The 26,655-nt window shown below is 62.1% G+C and carries 16 protein-coding genes and 1 tRNA gene; 12 read left to right on the forward strand and 5 right to left on the reverse strand.

Translation table 11 applies throughout. The features are described from left to right. Window positions 1-161: 161 nt before the first annotated feature. The 5 genes from KHY18_RS18980 to KHY18_RS19000 form a co-directional block, all read right to left on the reverse strand. A tRNA-Met gene (locus KHY18_RS18980) sits at window positions 162-238 on the reverse strand. A 73-nt stretch (window positions 239-311) separates the two neighbouring features. Next, window positions 312-1,091 (reverse strand): enoyl-CoA hydratase, encoded by a 780-nt coding sequence (locus tag KHY18_RS18985; protein ID WP_213303448.1) that lies wholly within the window; start codon window positions 1,089-1,091, stop codon window positions 312-314. A gap of 85 nt (window positions 1,092-1,176) precedes the next feature. Continuing rightward, window positions 1,177-2,967 (reverse strand): M61 family metallopeptidase, encoded by a 1,791-nt coding sequence (locus KHY18_RS18990; RefSeq protein WP_213303451.1) that lies wholly within the window; start codon window positions 2,965-2,967, stop codon window positions 1,177-1,179. A gap of 84 nt (window positions 2,968-3,051) precedes the next feature. Next, window positions 3,052-3,756: a DsbC family protein gene (locus KHY18_RS18995; RefSeq protein WP_213303454.1), complete on the reverse strand. Its 705-nt coding sequence runs from the start codon at window positions 3,754-3,756 to the stop codon at window positions 3,052-3,054. A 52-nt stretch (window positions 3,757-3,808) separates the two neighbouring features. Further along, on the reverse strand, window positions 3,809-4,930 hold the full coding sequence (locus tag KHY18_RS19000) for an FAD-dependent monooxygenase (protein WP_213303457.1): 1,122 nt from the start codon (window positions 4,928-4,930) through the stop codon (window positions 3,809-3,811). Between the two features lie 549 nt (window positions 4,931-5,479). On the opposite strand from KHY18_RS19000, the gene KHY18_RS19005 reads away from it, so the two are divergent. The 12 genes from KHY18_RS19005 (at window position 5,480) to KHY18_RS19060 (ending at window position 26,609) form a co-directional block, all read left to right on the forward strand. Further along, complete coding sequence (locus KHY18_RS19005) at window positions 5,480-6,463, forward strand: porin (RefSeq protein ID WP_213303460.1); 984 nt, start codon at window positions 5,480-5,482, stop codon at window positions 6,461-6,463. A gap of 126 nt (window positions 6,464-6,589) precedes the next feature. Beyond that, a complete protein-coding gene (gene ychF / locus KHY18_RS19010; RefSeq protein WP_213303462.1) occupies window positions 6,590-7,684 on the forward strand; it encodes a redox-regulated ATPase YchF in 1,095 nt (364 codons plus the stop codon). Between the two features lie 430 nt (window positions 7,685-8,114). Further along, window positions 8,115-8,678, forward strand: a complete 564-nt coding sequence (locus KHY18_RS19015; protein WP_213303464.1) for a GNAT family N-acetyltransferase — start codon at window positions 8,115-8,117, stop codon at window positions 8,676-8,678. A gap of 8 nt (window positions 8,679-8,686) precedes the next feature. Continuing rightward, on the forward strand, window positions 8,687-9,031 hold the full coding sequence (locus KHY18_RS19020) for a hypothetical protein (protein WP_213303466.1): 345 nt from the start codon (window positions 8,687-8,689) through the stop codon (window positions 9,029-9,031). 188 nt (window positions 9,032-9,219) lie between these two features. Continuing rightward, entirely contained in the window at window positions 9,220-9,828 is a 609-nt protein-coding gene (locus KHY18_RS19025; protein WP_213303468.1) for a phage tail protein, read from the forward strand. An 82-nt stretch (window positions 9,829-9,910) separates the two neighbouring features. After that, on the forward strand, window positions 9,911-16,963 hold the full coding sequence (locus tag KHY18_RS19030) for a DUF4347 domain-containing protein (RefSeq protein WP_213303470.1): 7,053 nt from the start codon (window positions 9,911-9,913) through the stop codon (window positions 16,961-16,963). Window positions 16,964-17,202: 239 nt separating this feature from the next. Beyond that, window positions 17,203-18,120 carry a helix-turn-helix transcriptional regulator gene (locus KHY18_RS19035; RefSeq protein WP_213303473.1) on the forward strand — a complete coding sequence of 306 codons (918 nt, stop codon included), beginning with the start codon at window positions 17,203-17,205 and terminating at the stop codon, window positions 18,118-18,120. 72 nt (window positions 18,121-18,192) lie between these two features. Further along, window positions 18,193-19,887 carry a dynamin family protein gene (locus tag KHY18_RS19040; protein WP_213303476.1) on the forward strand — a complete coding sequence of 565 codons (1,695 nt, stop codon included), beginning with the start codon at window positions 18,193-18,195 and terminating at the stop codon, window positions 19,885-19,887. A 24-nt stretch (window positions 19,888-19,911) separates the two neighbouring features. Next, window positions 19,912-22,194, forward strand: a complete 2,283-nt coding sequence (locus KHY18_RS19045; protein ID WP_213303479.1) for a dynamin family protein — start codon at window positions 19,912-19,914, stop codon at window positions 22,192-22,194. Next, window positions 22,191-24,317: a dynamin family protein gene (locus KHY18_RS19050; protein ID WP_213303482.1), complete on the forward strand. Its 2,127-nt coding sequence runs from the start codon at window positions 22,191-22,193 to the stop codon at window positions 24,315-24,317. The genes KHY18_RS19045 and KHY18_RS19050 overlap by 4 nt, the downstream gene beginning before the upstream one ends. Before the next feature lie 7 nt (window positions 24,318-24,324). After that, the gene (locus KHY18_RS19055; protein ID WP_213303485.1) at window positions 24,325-25,608 is read left to right on the forward strand and encodes a dynamin family protein; all 1,284 of its coding nucleotides are present in this window, start codon (window positions 24,325-24,327) and stop codon (window positions 25,606-25,608) included. A gap of 296 nt (window positions 25,609-25,904) precedes the next feature. Beyond that, window positions 25,905-26,609, forward strand: a complete 705-nt coding sequence (locus KHY18_RS19060) for a HEPN domain-containing protein (protein ID WP_213303488.1) — start codon at window positions 25,905-25,907, stop codon at window positions 26,607-26,609. Window positions 26,610-26,655: the final 46 nt, after the last annotated feature.

Here is a 26,655-nt window from a genome sequence, read left to right on the forward strand (position 1 = left end):
ACCGACTGAGCTATACGACCGATAGCCCGAAATTATACAGGAAGAAATTTCCGTTGCCGCCAGGTTGGAAACTTTTATCCCTAGGCCGAAACGGCGCTTGGAAATTGCGCTGCGGCAAAGAAAAAACCGCAGTGTTTTTGCAAACACTGCGGTTTCCTGTTTGGTGGTCGTAGCGGGACTCGAACCTGCGACATCAGCATTATGAATGCTGCGCTCTAACCGACTGAGCTATACGACCTAAGCCAACAATTATATGCAAAAAATAGCGACCTCACACTTGGCAAGGAATTTCTTGCAAAAAATCTTCTGCTTCACTGGTGCGTGAACTTGGCGGGGCGCTTGTTCACGAACGCATCCATGCCTTCCTTCTGGTCCTGAGTGGCGAACAGCGCGTGGAACAGGCGGCGCTCGAACATCACGCCGTCGCTGAGGCTGCTTTCGAATGCGCGGTTGACCGATTCCTTGGCGGCCATCACCGCGATCTGCGAGAAGTCGCTGATCTGCAGCGCCGCGCCCAGGGCTTCGTCCATGAGCTTGGCTAGCGGCACCACGCGGCTCACCAGGCCTGCGCGTTCGGCTTCGGTGGCGTCCATCATGCGGCCGGTCAGCGCCAGGTCCATGGCCTTGGCCTTGCCCACGGCGCGCGGCAGGCGCTGCGTGCCGCCCGCGCCGGGAATCACGCCCAGCTTGATTTCAGGCTGGCCGAACTTCGCGTTGTCGGCGGCGATGATGAAGTCGCACATCATCGCCAGCTCGCAGCCGCCGCCCAGCGCAAAGCCCGAGACCGCAGCGATCACCGGCTTGCGGATGCTGCGAATGGTTTCCCAGTTGCGCGTGATGTAGTCGCCCTTGTAGGCATCGACGAAGCTGTAGTTGGCCATCGCGCCGATGTCGGCGCCCGCGGCAAACGCTTTTTCGCTGCCGGTGATGATGACGCAACCGATGCTCCCGTCGGCATCGAACGCCTGCAGCGCCGCGCCCAGCTCGGTCATGAGCTGTTCGTTCAAGGCATTGAGCTGCTTGGGGCGGTTGAGGGTGATGACGCCGACTTTGTCGGCTTCGGTGCGAACTTCCAGCATTTCGTAGGCCAAGGGGATATCTCCGGTAGTAGTTGTGTGTGCCTTTGCCACTATAACCAAGGCCGGGGAGGGGGGCTGTCCCCGGTTCGTCGGCCGCTCAGGGCAGCACTTCGTCGGTGACCGCCGGCTCATCGCGCAGCCAGCGCCGCGCCAGCGAGTTGTCGCTGATCGCCAGGCCGATATTGGCCACCGGCGCATCGGTCTCGCTCAGCGTCAGCGGCAAACGCAGCAGCTGCTGATCGCGCGCGATCAGCGCCGTGACTTCGCCGGCCTGGCCCGCGTAGAACGCCAGGTCTTCGAGCTTCGCAATGCGCCAGGCCGCGCCGCTTTTCAGTTCCATGCCCAGCCACTCGTCGCCGGCCATGAAGCCCGCGCGCTCGGCCAGGCCGTCGCGCAGCACGGCCTTGATCTGCACGCTGTGGTTCTCCTGCACGCGCAGGCCCAGGCGCTGCGCGGGCTGGGGCGGCTCGGCCTGCAGGCGCACGCCGTGCGCGGCCAGCAGTTCGGCCAGCGGCAGGTCTTGCGTGCCGTGCACCCATTGCGCGAGTTCGGGCGCGAAGCTGCGGCCCGCAAGTTGCTCCAGCACGGCCAGCACGTCGGCTTCGCTCATCGGCCCGGCATCGCAGCGCTGCCACAGCGCGCGCATCACGGCGTCCAGCGTGCTGCGGTCTTCACGGCGCAGGCTCAGGTCAAGGCACAGCGCGACCAGCGCGCCCTTGGTGTAATAGCTCACGGTGCTGTTGGCCGTGTTCTCGTCCTGGCGGTAGTACTTGACCCAGGCATCGAAGCTCGACTGCGCGACGCTTTGCAGCGCGCGGCCCGGTGTCTGCAGCACCTGGTTGATGGTCTTGGCGACCAGCTTGAGATAGCGCGCCTCGTCGATCAGCCCCGCGCGCAGCAGCAGCAGGTCGTCGTAATAGCTCGTGAAGCCTTCGAAGAACCACAGCAGTTCGGTGTAGTTCTCCTGGTCGTAGTCATAGCGCGCGAACGCGTCGGGCCGCAGGCGCTTGACGTTCCAGGTGTGGAAGTATTCGTGGCTGATCAGGCCCAGCAGCGTGGTGTAGCCGTCGCTGGTCTTGCTGTCGCCCACGCGCGGCAGGTCGCGCCGGCCGCAGATCAGCGCCGTCGAATTGCGGTGCTCCAGCCCGCCGTAGCCGTCGTTGACGACGTTGAGCATGAACACATAGCGGCCGTGGGGCGCGCCCTGCCAGAAGGCGATCGCGGCTTCGCAGATCTTGCGGCTGTCTTCGAGCAGGCGCGCGTGATCGAACGATTCGGCCGCGCCGGCGACCACGAACTGATGGCGCACGCCGCCGGCTTCGAAGAAGCCGCTCCAGAACTTGCCCATTTCCACGGGGCAGTCGACGAGTTCGTCGTAGCCGCCCGCGCGGTACAGGCCAAAGCCCTGCTTGTCGATGCGCGCGGGCGTGAGTCCGGTGGCCACGGACCAGTCGGCCGTCGCTGCCGTGGCCGCGACTTCAAGGCTGTGCGGCGTGTCTTCCTGGCCCAGCACGCGCAGGCACAGGCTGGTACCGTTGAAGAAGCCGCGCTGCGCGTCGAGCCAGGCGGTGCGCACCGAGTTGTCGTAGGCGCAGACCTGGTAGCTCAGGGTCAGCGGCACGCCGGCCACGCAGTCGATCTGCCAGCGCTGCTTGTCGAGCTGGCGCAGCGCCACGGGCTCGCCGGACTGCGTGGCCTGCAGGCCTTGCAGGTTCTTGGCGAACTCGCGCACCAGGTAGCTGCCCGGAATCCAGACCGGCAGCGCGACCTGCTGCTGCGCGGCCGGAGACTGCACGCGCAACTCGATGGCGAACAGTCGGGCGTGCAGGTCATGCGCGCTGACGTGGTAATGCACGTCGGCGGGAAGGGTGGCGTTGTGCTTGGGCATGGCGTGATGGTTCAGGGCAGGGCCCTGGGCGCATGCCCGGAGCCGCGGGAAAGAAAGGCGCGGGGCGCGAGACGCGCCCCGCGATCATTGGGCCGAGAGGTGCTTTTCGACGTCGGCGGCGCTGATCGCGCCCGGCACGCGCGCGTTGTTCGCGAAGATCAGCGTGGGCGTGCCGGTGATCTTGTACTTGCGGCCGAACGCCAGATTGCGCTGCAGCGCCGCGGTGTCGCAGCTCGCTGGCGGCGTGGCCTTGTCGCGCAGCATCAGGTCATGCCAGGCCAGGACCCGGTCCTTGGCGCACCAGATGTTGCGCGACTTCTCGGCCGAATCGGGGCTCAGGATGGGATACAGGAACAGGTGGATGGTGACGTTGTCGACTTTCTGCAGGTCGCGCTCGAAGCGCTTGCAGTAGCCGCAGTTCGGATCTTCGAACACCGCCATCTTGCGCGCGCCGTTGCCGCGCACGATGGTGAATGCGTCCTTGAGCGGCAGCGACGCGAAGTCGACCGCCGTCAATTGGTTGATACGGTCCTCGGTCAGGTTGCGTTTCGCCTTGGTGTCGATCAGCTCGCCCTGGATCAGGTAGTTGCCCTTGGCGTCGGTGTAGAACAGGTCGGTGCCTATGCGCACTTCGAACAGGCCCGCCATGGGCGTGGGCCGCACTTCCTCGATCTTGTCGAGCTGGGGAATGCGTTCGGTCAGCGTCTTGCGCAGGCCGGCGTCCTGGGCCTGGGCCGTCATGCCGACGGACAGAAGAGCAGAGGCCAGCAGGGAGAAAATGAGTTTCATAGCGAGTGTTCCGTAGTCATTGAGGGGCGGGCGCGTCAGGCGGAGCCTGCGTTCAGGCCCCGAGTCCCATGGCCTGGCGGGCCATCCAGTTCTTGATCGGGCCGCTGTGTTCGAAGCCTTTCATGCCCCAGTTGCGCAAGGCCTGCAAAGGCGCTTCGCGGCGCGTGAACAGCTGTTGCAGACCGTCCATGGCCAAACCCATGGGAGCGAGCGCGGCCTTGCGCTCGCGCTCGTAGCGGCGCAGCAGGCGGTTGTCGCCCGCGCTGCGCCAGGCGTCGCGCTCCTGCAGAACGCGCGCCAGGGCCTGGGCATCGCCCAGACCCAGATTGAGTCCCTGGCCGGCCAGCGGGTGCACATTGTGGGCGGCGTCGCCCACCAGCACCCAGCTGCGGCCGTCGGCCGATGTGCCGCTCCAGCGGTCGGCCATGGCTTGCTGCAGCGGCCAGTTCAGGCGTTCGCTGGCCAGCGTGAGCCGGCCCAGCGCGCCCTGGCTGATGTCTTCGAGCCGCTGCGTGAACGCTTCGGGGCTGGTCTTCATCCAGGCATCGACGTTTTCCTGGTCTATGGACCAGACCACGGCCACGGTCTGGCCTTGCGGGCCGTCGAGCGGCAGCAGCGCCAGGATGCCTTCGGGCGCGAGCCACTGGCGCGCGCTCTCGCCGTGCGGTATCTCGCAATGCAGTCGCGTGGCGATCGCATGCTGGCCATAGGGCACGACGGAAAATTCGACGCCGAACTCGGCGCGCGTGCGGCTGGCCCGGCCTTCGCAGACGGCCGTGAGCGGCGCGGCCACAGGGGCGTCAACGACTTCGACCAGCGGCTGGTAGCGCACGGCTTCGCCCAGCCGCGCTTCGAGCGCGGGCACATCGACGATCCAGGCCAGCGCGGCGACGTCCTGGGCCTGGGCATCGAAATGCACATTGCCGTCGAGGTCGCCGTGCACTTCCATGTGCCGCACGGCCGTCGCGTGCTGGGCGTCGGGCCAGCTGCGCAGCGATTCGAGCAGCTGGCGCGAAGCCGCGTTCAGGGCATAGGCCCGCACGTCATGGTGGCCCGCCGGCGGCGTCGGCGACGCCACCAGCGCGACGCGCAGGCGTTCACGGGCGAGCAACAGGGCCAGGGTGCGGCCCACGATGCCGGCCCCACGAATACAGATGTCAAAGGTTTGCGCCATGTTGGGGATTGTAGGAGGCTGCGTATTCCTCGGTGCCCGGCGCAGAATGCGCGCGGCAAATACCTCGAAAAAGTGATCGCATGGCATGTATAGATACACCTGGGCGCAGAACGTTCCCGTGAACTACGCTGAGGGCATGGCGGGGTTTTTCCTGGGCGGGCGCGAGACGCGGTGAATAGAATGTTTGCTGGAAGACGGCGCGCGGTGGAATTCCACTTCGCGATCACCGTCGTTCCGACCAGGGCCGCCGGGGCCGGAATAAGGCATCTCGTACTTCATTCCAATGCCCGGCGCGGCTCTCTCGATGCTGCGGCGTTCGCCCCTGCCATCGCCCTTCTTGCAAGGCGCGTACAGGATGTGCGGCCGCGCCGCTTTCTGCCGGTCGGCAATGCGCGCAAGACGCGCAGGCCCGGCCACCGCCGAGGCACCTGCCTCGATTCCATTCGCTGATCAGACGCTCGCCCGGTCCCGGGAAGCGCTAGCTTTCTGCTTTTGCAAAAAGGGCTGGAACGGCGTCGCGTCCAGCGAACGACCAAAGGAGAATTCATCATGCGCTGCAACCCACCCCGGCTTCTGGCCTGTGCAGTCCTTGGCACCCTCGCGGCCTGCGTGCCCGCCTGGGCGCAATCCTCGGTATCCATCAACGGCCTGCTCGACGCGGGCGTCTATCGCGGCTTTGATGGCGTCAATCAGCTGGGCACGATCCAGCGCAGCAATGTGGCGATCTCGGGCTTCGAAGATCTGGGCGGCGGCCTCAAGGCCGTGTTCCGCCTGAGCACGCGCCTAGAACTCGATAGAGGCGAGACCGAAGGCGCGGGCGTCAAGCCTTTCTGGCATGACGAATCCACCGTGGGCCTGCAGGGCAGCTTCGGCACGGTGCGCGTGGGGCGGGCCCTCACGGCGATGTGGGCGCAGGACTGGAAGTTCGATCCCTGGGGCAACTTCAACCGCATTGCCTCGCCCGCCTGGTACCAGTGGCATGCGCTGACACCGAGCGATCCATTCGGCAACAACGGCACGGCCGAGTACGGCCGCATCAACAACGGCATCTTCTACGATTCGCCCAAGATCGCGGGCTTCACGCTGCGCCTGAGCGCCTCGCCCGAACGCCAGCGCGAACTCGGCGCGACCGAGCGCCCGTATTCCGCAGTGCTCGAATACGAGCAGCAGGCGGTGGCCGCGATGGCGGCTTACGAGCGCAACAGCGTGGGCGACAAGAACAGCTTCCTCGCGGGCAAGTACACCTTCGGCAACGCCGCGCTGATGGTGGCCCATGACGACAGCCGCAGCGCCGGCAACCTCGCCAAGTCGCGCTCCACGACGCTGGGCGGCACTTACCGCATGGGCGCGACCACGCTCAAGGCCGGCTATGGCCACCAGCGGCTGAACCAGGACACCAACCGCTTTGTCTCGCTCGGCGCCGACTACGCGCTGTCAAAGCGCACCACGCTGTACGCGAGCCTGGGCAACAAGCGCGATGCGCATGTGGAATCGCGCACCGCTTTCGGCGTGGGAATGTCGCACGCGTTCTGATCGCCGGCGCGATTTTCGCGCGGGGGACAGCCCGGTTTCCGCCATGCCCGTAAGGCATGGCTGGCAAGGATATGTCCCAAGCCTTAAAATACCGGGTTTGTCCCCAGATTTCCAGAAAGCCCTGCCATGAGCCTGAAATGCGGCATCGTGGGCCTGCCCAATGTGGGCAAGTCCACCCTCTTCAATGCACTGACCAAGGCCGGCATTGCGGCTGAAAACTATCCCTTCTGCACCATCGAGCCGAACACCGGCGTGGTCGAAGTGCCTGATCCGCGCCTGCAGCAGCTCGCCGAGATCATCCATCCCGAGCGCATCGTTCCGGCCATCGTCGAATTCGTCGACATCGCCGGCCTGGTCGCGGGCGCGAGCAAGGGTGAAGGCCTGGGCAACCAGTTCCTGGCCCACATCCGCGAAACCGACGCCATCGTCAACGTCGTGCGTTGCTTCGAAGACGACAACGTGATCCACGTTGCCGGCCGCGTCGACCCGATCTCGGACATCGAAGTCATCCAGACCGAGCTGTGCCTGGCCGACATGACCACCGTCGAAAAGGCGCTCAACCGCCACAGCAAGGCCGCCAAGTCGGGCAACGACAAGGAAGCCGCCAAGCTGGTGTCGCTGCTCACGCCCATTCTGGCCGCACTCAACGAAGGCAAGCCCGCGCGCGTGGTGCCGGTCTCCAAGGAAGATGCGCCGCTGCTCAAGCAGTTCTGCCTGATCACCGCCAAGCCCGCGATGTTCGTCGGCAACGTCAGCGATGACGGCTTCGAGAACAACCCGCTGCTCGATCGCCTGAAGGAATACGCGGCCGCCCAGGGCGCGCCCGTGGTCGCCATCTGCGCCAAGATGGAAGCCGAAATGGCCGAAATGAGCGACGAAGACCGCGACATGTTCCTCGCCGAAATGGGCCAGGACGAACCCGGCCTGAACCGCCTGATCCGCGCCGGCTTCAGCCTGCTGGGTCTGCAGACCTACTTCACCGCCGGTGTGAAGGAAGTCCGCGCCTGGACCGTGCCCGTCGGCGCCACCGCACCCCAGGCCGCTGGCGTGATCCACGGCGATTTCGAGCGCGGCTTCATTCGCGCGCAGACCATTGCCTTTGACGACTACATCGCCCTCAAGGGCGAACAAGCCGCCAAGGACGCGGGCAAGATGCGTTCCGAAGGCAAGGAATATGTGGTCAAGGACGGCGACGTGCTGAACTTCCTGTTCAACGTCTGAGTTCGGACTGTTGCCTCATGCGATTGCATGGGGTACCAAGAAACCCCGCAAGTCATTGATTTGCGGGGTTTTTTTATGCGTGCCACGCACCCTGCCTGGCTGCCGCCATTGAAGCGAGGCACCGCAGTTGCCTCATGGCCCGCGATCAAGGGACGCTACGTGAGGGGGTCATATCCTTGATATCAGTGATTGTCCGCAGGACGCGCTTTACTTAACATTGTCCACTTGTAAGCACTTGTCTGAACGGGTCACCCAAAGGCTTCGGTGACCCGTTTTTTCTTCGCCAGATCGTTAGTCATTGACGCGAATCCTCGGGCTACATGTAACAAAACACGTTATTTGAATAAAAAAGTTATCGCTTTAATTTTTTTATTCCAATAAAGTGTCCGGAGTTTTTTCGTGGATGGCAACGTCAAGGAAGGGATCAGCGATGACCGAAGAGGTGGTTTGCGTGAAGGAAGAAAGCGTATCTGCGCTGGGCAAACACCTGCGGAAGATCGTTGCGGCTTTCGATGTCGAGCTGCGTTGCGTGACGCCCCAGGACAGCGACTTCCTGTGCGAGTTGTATGCCTCGACACGATGGGAGGAGCTTGCGCCCACGGCCTGGACCGATGACAGCAAGCGCGGGTTTCTTGCGCAGCAGTGGGCCGCGCAGCGCCAGTATTACGACCAGCATTACACCCGGGCCGACCACCTGATCATGGTCCATCGCCAAGGCGGGCGCATCGGTCGCCTGTTCATCGACGCGGGCGCCGAAATTCGGCTGGTGGACATCTCGCTGAGCCCCGCCTGGCGGGGCCGGGGCCTGGGCACTTTGCTGCTGCAGGCATTGTGTCGGCAGGCAGACCAGCTGCAGCGGCCGGTCGTCGCGCATGTCGAGACATTCAATCCCGCGCGGCGGCTTTACGAGCGACTGGGCTTCGTCATCGAGGATGACAACCAGATCTATCTGCGTCTGCGGCGGATTGCCGCGGTGCCTGAACCAACTCTATGACTTTCTCCATGGCAGAAACCATTCCTTCGCAGCAGGCGCTGCAGGCGCTCGTCGGCAGCGCCTTCTCCATCACCGACTCGCAGGGACGCAGCGTGCCGGCAACGCTGACCTCTGTCGATGGGGGCACGGCCGTCGATGCCTGGCACACCACTTACAGCGCCATGTTCGATCTGCTGCCCGGCATCAACGCTCCCCAGGGCAGCTATCTGATTGCGCCTGTGGCCGCTGATGGTGAATCTGCGCCTCATCCCGGATGGCTGCTGTTCGTCGCGCCGATGCGGCCCGGACGTTCGGCCCAGGCCCGGCTCGAGGCGGTCTTTCACGTCGAACTTGATTCCGCGGTCGTTGCCTAGCGCAGCGCTGCGCCGCCGGGCTGGTTGACCTGGCGGGTCGTTTCACCGCAATACGGATGGCCAGGGTAAGGCCTTGCGGTGGTTCCTGCCGCGGTATCCCGACTTGGGTCGGGCACCGCGGATTTCATCGGCAGCCCGCCCCGGCGGCTTGCCTTGTGCTTCCTTTTTTCCAAGCGAGCAAGTCCATCATGAGTGACCCGTTTCTCGGCGAAATTCGCCTCGTAGGCTTCAACTTCCCGCCCGTTGGCTGGGCTTCGGCCAATGGGGCCCTGGTGGGAGTGGCGCAGAACCAGGCGCTGTTCGCGCTTCTGGGCACGACCTTTGGCGGCAACGGCCAGCAAACCTTTGGTCTGCCCGATTACCGTGGCCGCACGCCTGTAGGCATAGGCCAGGGTCCCGGGTTGGCCGCTGTCGTGCAAGGCGAGATTGCCGGCACGCCCAGCGTGACGCTGAACACTTCGCAATTGCCTATCCACACCGTGCAGATTCCCGCGCAGACCGTCAATGTGTCCACCACCGGGCCGGTCGCCGTTCCTGTATCCATCGCCGCCGCAACGACCGGCGCACCGGCCAACGCCGTGCCCGCTTCCACCGGCCGGGGGACGGCCATCTACGGCGCTGCGCAGAGCAACTCCGACACCCTGGCGCCGTTCAACGTCACGTTGAACGGCACGGTGACGGTGCCGCAGACGGCATCCGCGCCGATTGGCACCAGCCAGCCGGTGGAGATCCGCAATCCCTATCTGGGCACCAATTTCATCATCGCGCTGCAAGGCATTTTCCCCTCACGTCAGTAAATGTTGCCGCCACGTCCTGGTTCGTATGTACCAGTGCGTGGCGTTGCGTTCCATCTGAATTCACTTTAGCGAGTCTGCCGCCATGACCACCACCCGCCTGATCGTCATCGACCCTTCCGTCGCCATTCCCGATGAATTGCTTGCAGACCTGCCCGTGGGAAGCGTGGTGCTGAAGCTGCAGGCCGGCAATGATCCGCTGGCCCAGATCACGGCAGCGGCGGCCGAACTGGCGCTGCAGGGCCGCCCTGCGGACGCGCTGGATCTGATTTCCCATGGCGGCGCGGGATTCGTGCTGCTTGACGGCTTGCGTTTTGACGCGGCCGCGGTGCGCACGCATGCGCAGGAACTCGCTGCCCTGGGTTCACATCTCGCGCCTGGGGCCGACTGGCTGCTTTACGGCTGCTCCGTGGCGGCGGACGAAACCGGCCGGAATTTCGTGAGCCTGCTGGCCGAGGCCAGCGGCGCCGACGTCGCTGCTTCGAATGATTCGACTGGCGCGGCAAGGCTTGGCGGCGATTGGGATCTGGAGTTCGAGGTCGGCGCCATCGCCAGCGTACCGGTGTTCGATGCGGCGCAGGCGCAGGCCTTCGACGCGCTGCTGGTGGGCGCGCCAGGAGCTGAACCCGCGTACAACTTCAATGGAGCCACCCCCTCTGGAAACGGTGCATACGTCACCCAGGATGGATTTTTCACCATCAGCGCCGCGAGCAACAGAGGCGATCAAAATTGGAGTCTTGGCGCAGATGGAAGCGGTGCCTATATCGTTGGCAGTCCTGTGGAGGGCAATTACACCTCGACCCTCACTTTCACCACTTCCGGCAGCTTCTATCTGAACGGCGCGGTGATCGGTGATTTCCACACCGGCGGCGCCGCTGGCATGGCGGAAACCGATTACAGCCAAATTGTCGTCATCGGCTATGCCGGCGGCGTCGAGGTCGGCCGTACCGCGCCCTTCAGCAGCGTCGGCGTCTATGACACCGCATACGACATCGACTATGGTCCCTTGCAAGGCAAGCAACTCGACACCATCAAGATCCAGTTCGACATCATCGATCCTGGCAGCCCGGAAGGACGGGATGTGACCGATTACTTCAATGTCGAAAGTTTCGACATTTACGACGCCTCGCTCATTGCCGCCCAGCCACCTGCCAATACACCCAATCAGGCGCCCACGCTGAGCGCGACGGCGGTCGACCCACTCTTCAACGAAAGCGCCTCGCTGCCGGCAGATCTGTTCTCCAACGTGAGCGTCAGCGCTGTGGAGAATGCGCAGAAAATCGATCTCATCACGCTGCGCATTGCCGGCCTGGCTGACGGCCCTGCGGAGGTCTTGCGCGTCGATGGCAAGAGTGTGTCGCTCGTCGATGGCGCCGCGACGACCACGCCCGGCCTCGGCCTTGCCGTGTCGGTCAGCGTGAGCGGCACGACGGCCACCGTCACCCTCGAGAAAGCCACTGGAATTTCCGCCGCCGAGGCCTCGGCCCTGATCGACGGCCTTGGCTACCGCAACACTTCCGACCTGACAGCCGACAGCGCCCGCATCGTCACGCTGACCGGCCTGCGCGACACTGGAGGTGACGCCAATGGGGGAGTGCCGTCTGCGACGTTCAACATCGCTTCGACGATCAGCCTGAAGCAGGCCATGGGCGCGCCCAGCGATGAATTGGTCGACGTGCTGTGGAGCCACAACCTGTCTCATTTTGTTCCTGGATTTGCCTTGGGAAGCAGTGCCGCGCTGGGTGCGTCCAGCTCCACGGACATCGGTGTTTTCCTCAACACGAATGTCGGCACGGATGGCTCGTTCGAAGTGTCTGCCGACGGGCTGAATGTGGGCCAGTTTGACCTGACCGCACTGGCGTTGGAAAAGTATGTGGACGGAATTTCCAGCGCATACGACATCAAGATCATCGGCACCAAATTCGCAGGGGGAGCGACCATCACCACGGCGATGAACAGCGCGGCCGGCAGCGACTTCTTCGGCACACCCGATTTCAGCCAGTTCACCGGATTGTCGAAGTTCAGCATCATGATCAGCGGCGCCACCGCAAGCGCCTCGCACATCACCTTGGACAGCTTTCGAGTCGCCAATGTCCAGTTGCCCAACATCGCTCCTGTGGTCGACGCGTTGAACGGCGACGCGGTGAATTTCCTGGAGGACTCGACCGGCGTGCTGCTGGACCTCGGCAGCAATGCCACGGTCACCGACAGCGATTCGGACGACTTCAATGGCGGCACACTCACGGTGCAGATCACGGCGCACGGCACTGCCGCAGAGGATGTGCTGGGGGTCCGCAGCACGGGCACGGGGTTGGGTCAGATCGGAGTGTCGGGTGGTAGCGTGACCTACGAAGGCATCGCCATCGGAGCGATCGCCGGAGGCAGCAATGGCAGTCCGTTGACGGTCACTTTCAACAGCGTCAGCGCCACGCCGCCCGCAGTAACGGCGCTGCTGCAAAGCCTGACCTACGCCAATAGCAATACGACCGCGCCCAGTACCGCGCCGCGCAGCGTGTCCATCACCCTCGCCGACGGCGACGGGGGCACCAGCACGGCCGCGGTAGTGACGGTCAATGTGACCGATGTCAACGATGCGCCTATCGTCACTGCCACGCCGACCCATCCGGATTTCGTCGAGGATGGCGGCCCCGTGCTGCTGTTCACGGCAAGCGCCGTCGATGCGGTAGAGGCTGGCCAGAACATCGGAGGCCTGACTTTCACGGTCAGCAATGTCTCCGACGGCGCGAGCGAGATTTTCATCTTCGACGGCGCGCAGATCGCGCTGACCCACAACAACAGCGGCACCACTGGCCTCAACGGGCTGGTCTACTCCGTGGCACTGGCCGCGGGCACAGCTTCCGTCACGCTGGTGAAGGCCGGCGGTCTGCCGGCATCGACGGTGCTGGCGCTGCTCAACGCGGCGGCCTATGAAAACACCAGCCAGAACCCCACCGACAGTGCCAACCGTGTAGTCACCCTGACATCCATCAGCGACACTGGCGGCACAGCCAACAGCGGCGTGGATACGTCGAATCCGGCGATCGCTTCTACCGTCACCCTCGAAGCGGTCAACGATGCGCCGGTGCTCGGCGGCGGCCCCTACATTCTTGCAGGCACCGACGAGGACACGGATTCCGCGGGCACGCTGGTGTCGACGCTGCTGCAAGGGCTGACGCACTCCGACCCGGACGGGCTGGCGCTGTCGGGCGTTGCGGTCACGGCAACATCCGGCAATGGCACCTGGCAATACTCCATCGACGGCAGCGCGTGGCATGAGTTGGGTGTGGTCAGCCAGAGTGCGGCGCTGCTGCTGTCGTCCACGTCGCAGGTTCGCTATCAACCGGACCGGGAAAATGGCGAAACCGCGACGCTGACCGTGCGTGCGTGGGACCAGTCCAGCGGCACGGCCTCGACCAATATCGTGCGCAGCAGCGCCGACACCGCCGCGAACAACGGCGGCATCTCGGCTTTTTCCGCGGGCACTGCCAGCGCGCAGTTGGTGGTGTCCAGTGTCAACGACGCGCCCACCAACATCCTGCTGTCGAGCACCACGGTCGCCGAAGACTCGAATGGCGTCGTGGGCACGCTATCGACCAGCGACGTGGATTTAGGAACACTGCACACCTACTCCATTGTCGAGCGGTACGACGCTGCGGCTTTCGTGATCGTTGCCGGCGAACTGCAGTTCGCTGCGGGAACCACGCTGGATTTCGAGACCCAGTCCAGCTATGCGGTCACGGTGCGCACCACGGACGAGGGCGGGTTGTTCTTCGATAAGGATTTCACCATCACGCTCACCGATGTGAACGAGACCCCGGTCGTCGGTGCGGCGCTGCAAGCGCAGATTGCGTCCGTGGAGCGCGGGTTTTCGTTTGCCGTTCCCGAAGCCGCGTTCAGCGACCCCGATGCGGGCGACACGCTGACCTACACGGCGACACTGGTCGATGGCACGGCCTTGCCTTCGTGGCTGTACTTCGATGCGGCCACAAGAGTGTTCAGCGGCACGCCCGCAGACGAAGACCTGGGGGGGCTGGCCGTACGGGTGAGGGTCACCGATGCGGGCACGGCGCCCCATGGACCCTACACCGTCTTTTCGGACTTCACGCTGACAGTGGTGAATGCGCCTGCCGTCGCCAGCATCGTTCGCGAAACGGGCGCCAGCGAACTGACCAACGCTGCGGAGGTTATTTATACCGTCACCTTCAGCGAAGCGGTCTCTGGCGTGAATGACGGCGATTTCCTGCTGGCTTCGACGGGATCCGCAGGGGGGGCAGTGACTGCCGTGCAGACGACGGATTACATCACCTATACCGTGACGGTGGGAAGCCTTTCGGGCGATGGCACGCTGCGCTTGGACCTCGATTCCAGCGGTACGAATATCAAGAGTGTCGCCACGGGCGCCGACATCTTCGCCGGTTACGGTTCGGGCCAAACCTATACCCTGGATCACACCAACCCCGATGCACCGACCCTGGCGCTGGCCGTCGATACCGGCAGCAACAGCAGCGATGGCGTCACGTCCAACCCCAGGGTCGATGTCGTGGGTCTGGAGCCGAATGGCAGCTGGGAATACTCCATCGACGGCGGCGACAATTGGAATGCGGGCGCGGGTTCGTCTTTCGACCTGGCCGATGGCAGCTATGCTGCCGGTGATGTGCAAGTGCGCCAGACCGATGCCGCGGGCAATACCGGCGCAGCCGGTGCGGCCGCCGCGCTGGCGGTCGACACCCAGGCCGCCACGGACATCGTGCTGTCGAAGAGCACGGTGCGCGATGTCGCCGGCTTCAACGCTCTCGTCGGCAACCTCGAATCGACCGACAGCGGCAGCGCGGGCGCGCCGTTCACCTATGCGCTGGTCGGCGGTCAGGGCGATGCGGACAACGCGTTGTTCTCCATCGTGAGCGGGCAACTGCACATCAACGACCCGGCCGCGGCAGGCCCGGGCCCGCACAGCGTCCGTGTTTCCTCCACCGATGCCGCGGGCAATGTGTTCGCGCGGACGCTGTCGATCTCGGTGACGCCCAATCTGTCGCCTGCCATTGCCGGAGTGCCGGCCAATGCCTCGGCGGTCACCGTGGGCGTTGCCGCGGCTTTGGCGGACTTCACCGTGGCCGATACGGACGGCGATGCCTTGACCGTGACGCTTGCCGCCACCAATGGAACGATAGGTCAGCTGGCCGTAGGCGTGCACGGCGGCGTCACGGTGACGCTGCTCGCAGGCGCGTACACCTTGCAGGGATCGTCGGCGGCGATCAACTCGCTGCTGGCTGGCGCGACGTTCACGGCCGCTGCAGCCGGGGCCGCCGCCATTTCCATCAGCGTAAGCGATGGCTTTGTTCCCAATCCCGTCATGCAAAGCTATGCGCTGATCGCCGCTGCACGTCCCATTGTCCCCACGGAACCCACCAATCCGGCGAACCCCGTCGAGATCGTGGATGGTGTGCAAGTCGTGACCCGCCCCGGCGAAGGCGGCACGACCATCATCAGCATTCCGGTGGTCGGTGCCGTGCGCGACGACGACCCGGGTACGTCCGACGCGAATCTGGCTGACATTGCCATTGTCAAGGCAGCCGATGGCCACGCCATCCTCGAGATCGGTGTTCCCGAGGGCGTGGGCGTGCAGGCCCAGGGCGTGGCCTCGGGCCTGCGCGGCGACGCCGCGCTCAACGAACTGCTGCTGCGCATAGAGCGCGCGGGCGGCGACGCCGACCAATTGGGGCTGGGCCGTCTCTTCGACAGCGCAGTCAGCCCCTCCACCGTGCTGCACATCCAGACTCTGACGCTGAGCGCGGGCACCGGTTTCGACGCCAGCGTTCCATTCGTTGTGCGCGGCAGCACACTGGCCGGCGACGGCCAGCAGTTGGTCATTCTCGACGCTCGCGCCTTGCCTGCGGGCAGTGTGATACAGGTGGACAACGTTGACTTCATCGCCGTCATCGGTGACGTGCGTGTCATTGGCGGTGCGGGCCAGAACATGGCCAGTGGCGATGGCGCAGCCCAATGGACGGTGCTCGGCGCCGATGACGACATCCTGCATGGCGGCGGCGGCAACGACACCGTGGGCAGCCTGGGCGGCAACGACCAGGTGTTCGGCGATGCGGGCAACGACATCGTGTTTGGCGGCACGGGCCACGACACGCTGTCGGGCGGGACGGGCAACGACCGCCTCGACGGCGGCCTGGGCTGGGACACCGCGCTGCAGTCGGGCAGCCTGGCCGACTACACGCTGGCCACCGACGGTCAGTTCCTCGTTTTCACGCACCGGGCCAGCGGAGAAGTCGATCGTCTGAAATCCATAGAGCAGGTCAAGTTCGACAGCGGCCCGGCGCTGTACATCGCCGACAGCGAGGCCGAAGCCGCCGTGGCGCATATCGCCACGCGCTGGCTGGGCCTAGCGCCCACAGCCGAGCAGGGCGCCTGGGCCCAGCAGCACAGCGCGCTGACGGCACTGCAGGTCGCCGAAGTGGTGCTGCAGGCGGCGCCCGCGCTGTTCCCCGGCCTCACAGCCCAGCAGCTGGTCGCCGGCCTGCAGGACAACGCGCAGATCGTGCGCATGGACGTGATTCCGGAGCTCAACCTGGGCACGGCCGGCCACGATGAAGTCCGGGTCGAACTGAATTGGAGCGAAGTGCATCTGGCGCGCACCGGCATTGACCGCTGGGAAGGCACCTCGCTGATCGACGGCAACATGGCTGAAACCGTGAGCGTGGAACGCCTGCACCTGAAAGATGTCAGCGTGGCGCTCGACACCCAAGGCACGGCCGGCCAGGTGGCGGGCCTGTTGTCGGTGCTGTTCGGCACCGCGGGACTCACGCACCAGGGCCTGGCGGGCGCGGGTCTGGCGGCGCTGGATTCCGGCATGAGCGTCGAAGTGCTCAGCGGTTTCGCGATCGACGCGCTGCAACAGCAGCAAGGCCATGCGTTCACGGCGCAGGAACTGGTGCAATTGCTCTGGACCAACGCCACGGGCAGCGCGGGCACGCAGCAGCAGCTGCAGCCGTTCGTGCAGCAACTGCAAAGCGGTGAACTGGCTTCGCGTGAGCTGGTCGACGCGGCCGTGCAGTACGCGCTGGCACATCCTACGGCCGAGCTGGTGGGCGTGCTGGACGGGGGCCTGCTGTATACCGCCGCAATCTGAGATCAGGGCTTCACTGGAATGTGAAGCTCTCCCGCTTCTAAAAAGGCAGCTCAAGGCGATGACTGAAGCAGGGCATCGTGTGTTTTCCCATTTCCGGACCGATGAGCGTGTTGGCGTTGTTCTGCGAGCGTTGCGGGCAAAAATAAAAGCAGAAAAAATCTCGGAAAACCAGCAACCGACACAACGTGTCGCACCCAACACTTATAGTTACATTCATTAACTACTTCACAGTTTTTTGAATGTCCGCTTTCCAGTCAGTAGATTCAGTGTCGAAAGGCGAAAAGCTGGCCCAGCGCTTGTCTCATATTCTGGCGCGGCTGCATCAAGGCGACGCACTTGACAAGCATCAGCTTGCCGAAGATTTTCAGGTGGATGTGCGTACGATAGAGCGCGATCTCGGCGAGCGCTTGCGCGGCATTGTCGAGCGCGATGAAGATGGGCGCTGGCTTCTTACACGTTCAGCCCGTAGCAGCATCCCCGCCAAGCACTTGCATGGATATGCGCGCCTGTCAGGAACGGAGCAGCTGTTTCCCGACAATAGCTTGCGTTATCTGCTGGAGCAGCTTCATACCCCCGAGCAGCAGCGTCCCATGCACGTGCAACCCATTGCGCAGGAAGATCTGCGCCCCCGCACGCAGGAATTTTCCCGGCTGCAGGTTGCAACCGAACTGCATCAAGTTTGCCGCTTCAACTACAAAGCCAAGGCCCGCCAAGTACAGCCATACCGGCTGATCCACAAAAACGGTGTTTGGTATCTGGCCGCGGAAGAGGGTGAAAAGCTGAAGAATTTCAGCGTCGCGTTGATTGACGGCTTGCATGTCGATGAGAGCAGCACCTTCCTGCCCAAGCGAGCTCACATCGACTACATCAATGCCAAGGACGACGTCTGGTTCACCACCGATACCACGGAAGTCCTGCTGCGCGTGAATCGGGAAATCGCCCATTACTTCACCCGCCGTCCCTTGCTGCCCCAGCAGCAGCACCGCGAAGACCCCGATGGTTCGATATTGGTCACCACCCATATCAACCATATCAATCAGTTGCTGCCTGTCGTTCGCTACTGGTTGCCGAACGTGCGCATTGTCAAGCCGGTGGAGTGGCATGAGGCACTCATGAACGGGCTGAAAGAAGCGTTGAAGAAATGGGTTCCTGAGTAAGTCCCTATCACATTCCGACGATAAAAAATCGATTCACGGTCATTTAATAGCCAACAATTCCAAGGCGTCAGCATGCGAAAAGCACAACAGAATTTCCTGAACTATCTGAGCGCTATTGAGCGCACATTGCAAAAAAACCAGTCTGCTGCATTGAAGCTGGGTATAGATCTGCAGCCGGTAAGTCAATTGGCGGAGTCCATCCGCAGCAAGGAACTTCTGGTGCCGGTAGTGGGCGCATTCAGCGCAGGAAAATCCTCCCTGCTCAATGCCATTCTTGGAAATGAATTGCTGCCCGTCGCGATCACGCCAGAAACGGCCATTCCCACCGAACTGCGCCATGATGTCCGTGAGCGGCTGCAGGTATTTTTTACCGATGAACACACTGAAGAGTTCCGGGTCGAAGATCTACCCCAGTTGCAATCCCGCGCCGCAGAAATCGACTGCGTACGCCTGTATCTCAATAATGATGCGCTGGCTGCCCTGGCTCCACTGGTGCTGGTCGACATGCCCGGCTTCAATTCTCCGCTGGACTCTCACAACAAGGCCATTGCCCGCTATATCGGCGAAGGCGCACATTATTTGTTTGTGGTCAGCGTGGAAGAAGGCACGTTGCACAGCTCCACCCTGAATCGCATCGATGAGATATCCCACCTGGGTCGCAGCTTCTCGATCTGCGTCAACAAGGCTGATCTGCGCACGCCCGCGGATGTGGAAGCCATTTGTACCCATATCGGCCAGCGCCTGGAAGACGATGGCCTGGAGGCCAACGTGTGTGCAGTCAGTCAGCGCAACGCCGCATCGGTGCAGGCCATGCTTTCGAGCATAGACCCCGAGGTACTTTTCATCACGTTGTTTCAGCCAGCGCTCGAGCAGCAGCAACGTGCCCTGGACGGGGTGCTGAAAGCAGCAACAGATGGCCTGCAGCGTGATCAGGCGGACAACGACAGGCATCTGGAAGAAATGACGCAAGCTTTGCTGGCGTTGCAGCAGGAACAGAAGCAGAAAACCGCTGCGCTGCTTGGTGCCGACCTGGTTTCCCATACAGATGACATCCTGAAGAATGTGCGGCACCGGCTTGAGCTTGCCGTCGATAGCATGGCCCAGGTCGTGCTGCGTGGCGGCCACGACGAACTGTCACGCATCGTTTCCGATGAGGTGCGCAGCGGCCTGATCGAAGGTGCCCGACTGGCAACGGACCATATGTCTGCCCAGATGGTCGATGATTTCAGCCAGCGGGTTGCAAGCAGTCTGCACCCGGAAGTCCACGTGTCGAAAGATTGGACCGACGGTTTGCTGCAGCAGCTCCAATCGGAATTGCTGCCCGCTCTGCTTTCATCCATGGGCAGCATCTCCGGCAAGGGCGGCGACGTGCGCTCCCGCGTGTTGGGGATGGCATCCGTCGTGGGCACGCTTGTGCCTCACCCGATTCTCAAGGTGGCGCTGACCTTGTTGCCCCTGGTCCTGGGAGGCGTTTTCGGGAAAGTCAGCGAAGGCCAAAAGCTCGAAAAAATCAAGGAAGCGCTGCGCAATCAGGTGCTGCCCGACATCGATAGGCGCCTGCGCCCGGAGGTTCAGCTCTTTTTGCAGTCCGCTCAGCAGCAGGCGCTGAAGCTGGTTGCCGATGCCTTCGAGGAACAGATCAAGCAGCAGAAAGAAGCGCTGTCTCAGGCATCCATCGAAAGAAAAGCCGGCGGCAAGGATGCGCTCCTTGGCGCGCTTCAGGAAACACGCAGCGAGCTGAAGGCCCTCGCCGAAGACTATCTCTAAATCCAGGATTGCAGGAAAGTACCCATGACTCTTGAACAACGTGTGGAGCAGCTGGCGAGCCGTATCCAGAAACTGAACGATGTCATCGCCCAGGAAAAATACCAAGACCTGATCAGGGGAATGCGGCAGCATACGCCGGACTCGCAAGAAAACAAGGATTCGGACCCGCGCTCGGTGGATGAATTGCGCCAGAAATTCAAGGCTGACATTCAGGAGGGGGGGCGTCTTCGAGTGGGAATCATAGGCCGCGTGAAGGCAGGAAAATCGTCGCTGCTCAATGCGCTGCTGTTCGATGGCAAGGAAGTACTGCCCAAAGCCGCGACACCGATGACCGCATCGCTGACTGTGCTGGGTTACTCCGCTACGCCATATGCTGAGGTTGAGTTCTTTGGGCAGGACGACATCGAGAACATGCGCGAGCGCGCGCTCGACTATGACTGGGAATTCGAGCTCCGCGTGAAGGAACGCCTTGAGAAAACCCAGGCCCGAGTTCCGCGGCTCGGGGGCCGCGCTGTCCCGGCCGCGCCAGACCCTGAGCGCATCAAAGCTGCCGTGCGCCGTGAACTGGATGACGACCCAGCACTCGGCGGCAGCAAGAAGCTGTTTGACGATATCCAGAGCGCAGGTGGCCGTCCACCCAAGGCACCTTTGCGCATCGAAGGCAAGGAGACCAGGGCGCTGCTGGGCAAGTTGGGCGACTATGTAGGTGCTCAGGGAAAGTTCACGCCGTTCACCAAATGCATGTCGATCTACTTGCCGCTGGAAGCGCTGAAGAACCTGGAAGTGGTGGACACGCCTGGCGTGAACGATCCCATCGTCTCACGCGAAAAGCGCACGTTTGACGAATTGCACAAATGCCATGCCGTATTTGTCGTAAGTCCCTCGGGGCAGTTCCTGAACCAGCAGGATTTGAATCTGATGCAACGCCTGGTCAAGCAGGATGGCGTGGAAGAAGTTTTTCTGGTTGCTAGCCAGATCGACAGCCAGATGTTCAGCAGCGTGCATGAGCAGCACAAAGGCTGTCTGCCAGATGTACTGAAAGCGCTGCATGACACTCTTGCGCAGCAGGCTCGCCAGACGCTGCCTGCTCCCCAGGAAGGCAGCAAGGGACTGGACACGCTCAAGCATGAACTCGATTCACGTCTGGTCGTGACGTCCAGCGTAGCCTATACGCTGTCCAAACAGCCAGAAGCTACCTGGGACGACAATGCACGCCATATCCACGGCATGTTGCGCCATAGTTATCAAGCGGAATTTGCGCAGTCCATGGAAGCTGCCCGCCCGCACTTCGATTCCATCGCCGGCATCGTGCAGACCCATGCCTTGCTCGATCAGGTGCGCGGGCGCAGGCAGTCCATCATCGAGGGCAATCTCCAGTCGTTCCTGGACGCGCAGGAGAATGTGCTTCAGCAGCGGCTGAAACAGATTCCTGAGTTCCTTTGGAAACAGCGCGAGACCGTGGAAGCATCCGACGAGAAGATGCTGGAGCAACAGCTTCAAACCATTGGGCAATTGAGCGTGACGGGCGCTCGCGTGGTGGATACTGCCGTGAGCGCCGTGGCGAAAGACATTGCATCGCGCCTGCACCAGCACATGGATAAGGGCGTCAATACTGTGCTATGCGAGTTGCGGAACGTTACCGAGAAAGCCAAAAGCACCGAGATCAACACTTACCGAGTTGATTCGGATGGGGCTTCGGGAAGTCTCAAGCGTGGTTTCGGATGGTTGTTGAGACAGGACGATTGGGGAACGGAGCGCCGCACGGAAACCGTAGGTACCGTCAACGCCACAGCGATACGCACCGGATTGGACCGCGTGCATGCTGACCTTTCCAAGAATCTCATTGCTCCCCTGAACGTGGCACGTCGGACGCTCAGGTCCGAATTGGAGAAACGCATTCTCGGGGAATTGCGCAGTTCCAAGGACGTCAACGATCACGATATCGACATCACGATACTGGCGCATTCTTGCCAGTCGGCCCTGCGTTATCTGCGGGGATTTGACGATCCCACCTTGCCGGCATTGCCTGATGAATTGCTGCAGAGCGGCTCGCTCAAGGGGAGCGCGGCAGAGCGCTATGTTGCTACAGCCAAAAAGTACTTCGCAAGCTTGCAAATTGCAGCCAATAAAGCAGCCAAAGAAATCACCGAGGCATTCAAGGATCGCCTCGGTTCCGCAAAGATCGGAGCGCTGTTGTTTGAAGGTTGCCAGGACGAAATCCAGAAGCTGCAGCAGAAAATCAAGGAAAAACAACTTACGCTGCAGCGCTACGATAGCTTGCTTGCCGAGTTGAAGGATCTGAAATGACCGAGTCGCTGGAACATGGTCTGTCCCCCGCACTCCAGCGACTGCAGCGATTCTGGCTATGGAAGCGCGGCGAATTGGTGCGCGAAGTTCAGCAGAAAGTTCAAGCGGCAGATGCACGCACGACGCGCTTGATCGCCGATTGCAGCGCCCTGCATGCTGATCTGGCAAAAGTGAACGCTGAGCAATTGCAACTGCAGTCTGCCCATGCAACGCAGGCCAGACAACTGAATGAGCGCAGTGCGGCCTACCAAAGCCTCTCTGCAGCCCATGCGCAATTGCTCGAACAGGCGGGTGAACTTCGCCAGGAGTTTTCCGACCTGACGGCACGCCACACGGCATTGCAGACGCACCAGGAGCAAACCAGCGCGGCGTTGTCTCAATCGCAATTTGCGCACCAAACCTTGGCTTCTGCCCAGAAGCAGCTGCAGACAGAGCAGACGGCGCTGATGCGGCGCTTGGCTGAACGTGATGCCGAGTGTCTGCAGCTTTCGGCCAAGCTTGCGACCTTGGAGGAAACTCATGCCCAATTCCAGCGCGCATACGATGGGCTGACGACACGCCACAAGGCTTTGCAAGCTCAGCATGAGAAAACCAGCACAGCGCTGTCGCAATCCGAGTCCTCGCACCAGGAATTGGCGGAAGTCCATCGGCAACTGCAGACCGAGCATGCTGCTCTGCTGCAGCGATCGAATGAACGTGATGCCGACTACCAGCAGCTTTCGATCACCTGCGACAGTCAATCGGCCAAGCTTGCAACATTGGCGCAAACGCATGCGCAACTTCAGGCCGAACATACAGGCCTGATGCGCGCCAACGAACGGGTGCAGGAGCGCTACGAATTGGTGTGTTCCATCCTGAGTTGCGAGCCTGCTCACAACCCTGCGCTCCATCGCCTCAAGGAATGGCTTGCCGCAGACTTCGTTCAATCTGTTCAACGGCTTGAGCTGCCTGCCAAGGAAACTACCCATGCGCTGATCCAGGCCCAAGCCATCGCACAGCGCGTCGAATTGCTCAGCGATGCGCCCGCGCTGCACGACAAGTTTCTTGTGGCAGTGGCGGGTGGCTTCAGCGCCGGGAAATCCTCTTTTGTCGCCAGCTTTATGGAATGCGAAGAGGCGTTGCTGCCAACGGGCATCAATCCTGTAACCGCCATTCCGACCTACGTGATGCCGGGGGAGCGCCTGGATATCAAGGGCCATACCTTCAAGGGCGGGCACACAACGCTCACACCGCAAGACTATGGCCGGCTGACGCACGAATTCATTTCGGACATGGGTTTCAATATCAAGGAGATCATGCCCTACGTGGTGCTTCAGGCCCGCATGCCCATGTTCGAACACCTCGCCTTCATCGACATGCCCGGCTATAACTCGGCCGAGTCGGATGTCGTGGACACGGCTGCAGATCTGGAAATCGCCAGCACCACGCTGAGCGAGGCCGATGCCGTGCTCTGGCTCCTGGGCCTGGACAGCAGCGGAACCCTTCCCAACGATGAGATCACGTTCCTGCTCGAACATGTCGACGCCAGCAAGCCGCTGTATGTGGTTCTGAACAAGGCCGATTTGCGGCCCATCGGTGATGTCACGCGGGTGATGCAGGAAGTCCGGAACATCCTCGACAGCGAGGGCATTGCTTGCGAAGGAATCAGTGCCTATAGCGCGAGACTGGGCAAGGAACTGTGCCACCACGGTATGGGCATCGAAGACATGCTGGCGCAATGGGACCAGCATTCCTCTGCCGCCGTTGCCGTTCACAAGGAATTCGAGTCCTTGATGGATGGACTGGAGGCTGCATCGGAGGCCCAGCGCCGCAATATGCAGACGGCTCGGACGTTGTTGAAATCTCTGCAACTCGATTTCTATGAACTGTCTGCGGGCCAAGAGGTCAATGCGGTAGCGGCGTTTCCAGACTCCCATGATGAAAACATGGATAACCGGACAGAGCGTTTGCGCGCCGAAGTGGAGGGCAGACTCCAGAAACTCGCACGAACGTTGAGCATCGAATCGAACGATGCGGCCACAGTTCTGGAAAATTCCAGAGAGCATGGACACGAACTATTGAGGCAAAGCTGCGGCGCGCGCAATCCGGCTGCCGCTGTAGTGCGTGGACATTGGGAGAATTGAGATGTACATGGACGAACAAGCTGCGGTCACGCACGATGACCGCTTCGACTTTGTGGCGCAAATTCTTTCGGCTGAGCCGCTATCGCACGAGGGCGTCATTGAGTTTCGTCACCTGCTGCAGGAAGACATGCGTGTCTTGCTCAGCGATGCGGATGTGCCCAGCGCAGTTGTGGCGCAAGTGCTGTATCGCCTGCATGCCGTGGCCGATCGCATGGAGTTGATGACCAACTCTCCTTGCGTGCTGGATAAGTGCGTTGTGGCCGTGGCCGGCGGGTTCAGCAGCGGCAAGTCCTCATTCATCTCCAGTTTCATGGACGGTGCAGCCATCAAGCTGCCCGTGGGCATAGACCCGATGACCTCGATTCCCACCTATGTTGTCTCGGGCCCGCGCGGCACGATTCAGGGATACACCGACAAGGGTGGAGTGATCGACATTCCTCTCGACCTGTATGCACGCCTTTCCCATCGATTTGTGGATAGCCTGGGATTCAATCTGCGCGACATACTCCCCTTTGCCGCCATTGAAACCCCACTGCGAGATCTGGAGCATGTGACATTCATCGATCTTCCCGGATACGACCCGGCGATGTCGGAAGGTGCATATACAGATGACGACAGCACGGTCGCGTTGGAGTTCCTGGCGCAGGCGCATGCGCTGATCTGGGTCATCGGCCTGGATGTCAACGGCACCATACCCAGCTCCGATCTCGATTTCCTTGGCTCTTTGCAATCGGAAAATGCCCAGGGAAAACCGCTGTACATCGTACTCAACAAGGCAGATTTACGTCCGCCGGCGGACCTCACTCCTGTTCTGGACAATGTGCAGGCATTGCTGAATGCAGAGGGGATTGCGTACTCAGGCCTGTGTACCTACAGCTCCGCGCGCTCGACGCAGTTTCGCTACAGAGGCCAGCATCTCAAAACCTTTCTGCGTGAAATCGATCAACCGACGAATGGACGTGCGGATCTATTGAAAGAGTTGAACGCCACGTTCCGCAGACTGTATGACGCGATGTCCAAAAACTCGCAAAAATCTGAGGAACTCGAAAATGCGGTCATCGCCCTGGAGCTTGATCTGCATGAGTTGGGGCTATATCGTGCCCGGCGCACGGTTTCCATGGAACTGGGGCGCGGACGTCGGCGCCCGCGAACACCGGCGGAGGTCGCGCAGTCGGCACAGGAACGGCTGGCCTATCTGAAAGAGCAGCTCCGAACCCTGGAGGTGGATGGTGCATTGGGAACGGCAAAGAGAATCGCGCAAGCCATGCGCATGGCGCTAAAAACCGTGTGATTTGCGGAGTTATGAAGCAAATCTCTTTGCCTGGGTGACCATGCCAGTCCCCGCACTTCCACGGTGCTACCACTGCCCATCCTGCAGTTGGCGCACAACAACCTCTGCGCGCAGCGATGTGCTGACTCCAGGTCGCGACCATTTCTCTTCCTGCCCCAGGTGTGGGCATTCGCCGCTGGATTCCCGCGCCGTGACCGGCATGCCTGCAGGAATGGCGCAGCTGATCGGCCGCGTGCAGCAGTGGCTCAAACGTTGACAAGCAGCCAGGCACAACGTCGACATAGGACCAGAAAATCATGACGGAACCAATTTCCTCCTCAACACTTTCGCCCGCGCTGGCCGTATTGGCACAGCGTCACCAGGCCCAGATTGCCCGGCAACGCACACCGTTTACGCTGCGCATGCACCGTGCGCTGAGCTGGCTGCAACGCGCCGAGTCTGCAGATGCAGACAACGATGTTGCATTTATTTTCCAGTGGATAGCATTCAACGCGGCCTATGCGCAGGATCTGGGCGAGGGCAGCGGGGCGGTGGCCTCGGAGCGGCAGACGTTCCGCAATTTCATTGCCGATGTGTGCGTGCTGGACAAGAGCAAGACTCTTTCGGCGCTCGTATGGCAGGTGTTCCCGGGGCCGATTCGCCTGCTGCTGGACAACCAGTATGTGTTCCAACCGTTCTGGGATGCACTGAACCATCCGCGCAGCGATGGCACCACGCCCGATCATTGGCGTGAAGCTTTTGACGACGCGCGCCAGCGCGTTCACCGGGCGCTGGCGCAGCAGGATACCGAGCGGGTTCTGTACGAGATTTTTGTGCGTCTATACACGCTGCGCAACCAGTTGATGCACGGCGGCTCGACGTGGAACAGCTCGGTCAACCGCGCACAGGTGCGCGATGGTCGCGCCCTGTTGACGCGGATTCTGCCGGTGGTGCTGGAGGTGATGATGGACCATCCGGCGCGGTTCGAGGGGCGGCCGTTTTATCCGGTGGTGCAGGAATAGGCGGCTGCTCTACAGCCCCTTGTCCATCACAGACATGGGGGCCAGG

Source organism: Acidovorax sp. CCYZU-2555, from assembly GCF_018413525.1.
GTDB lineage: Bacteria > Pseudomonadota > Gammaproteobacteria > Burkholderiales > Burkholderiaceae_C > Comamonas.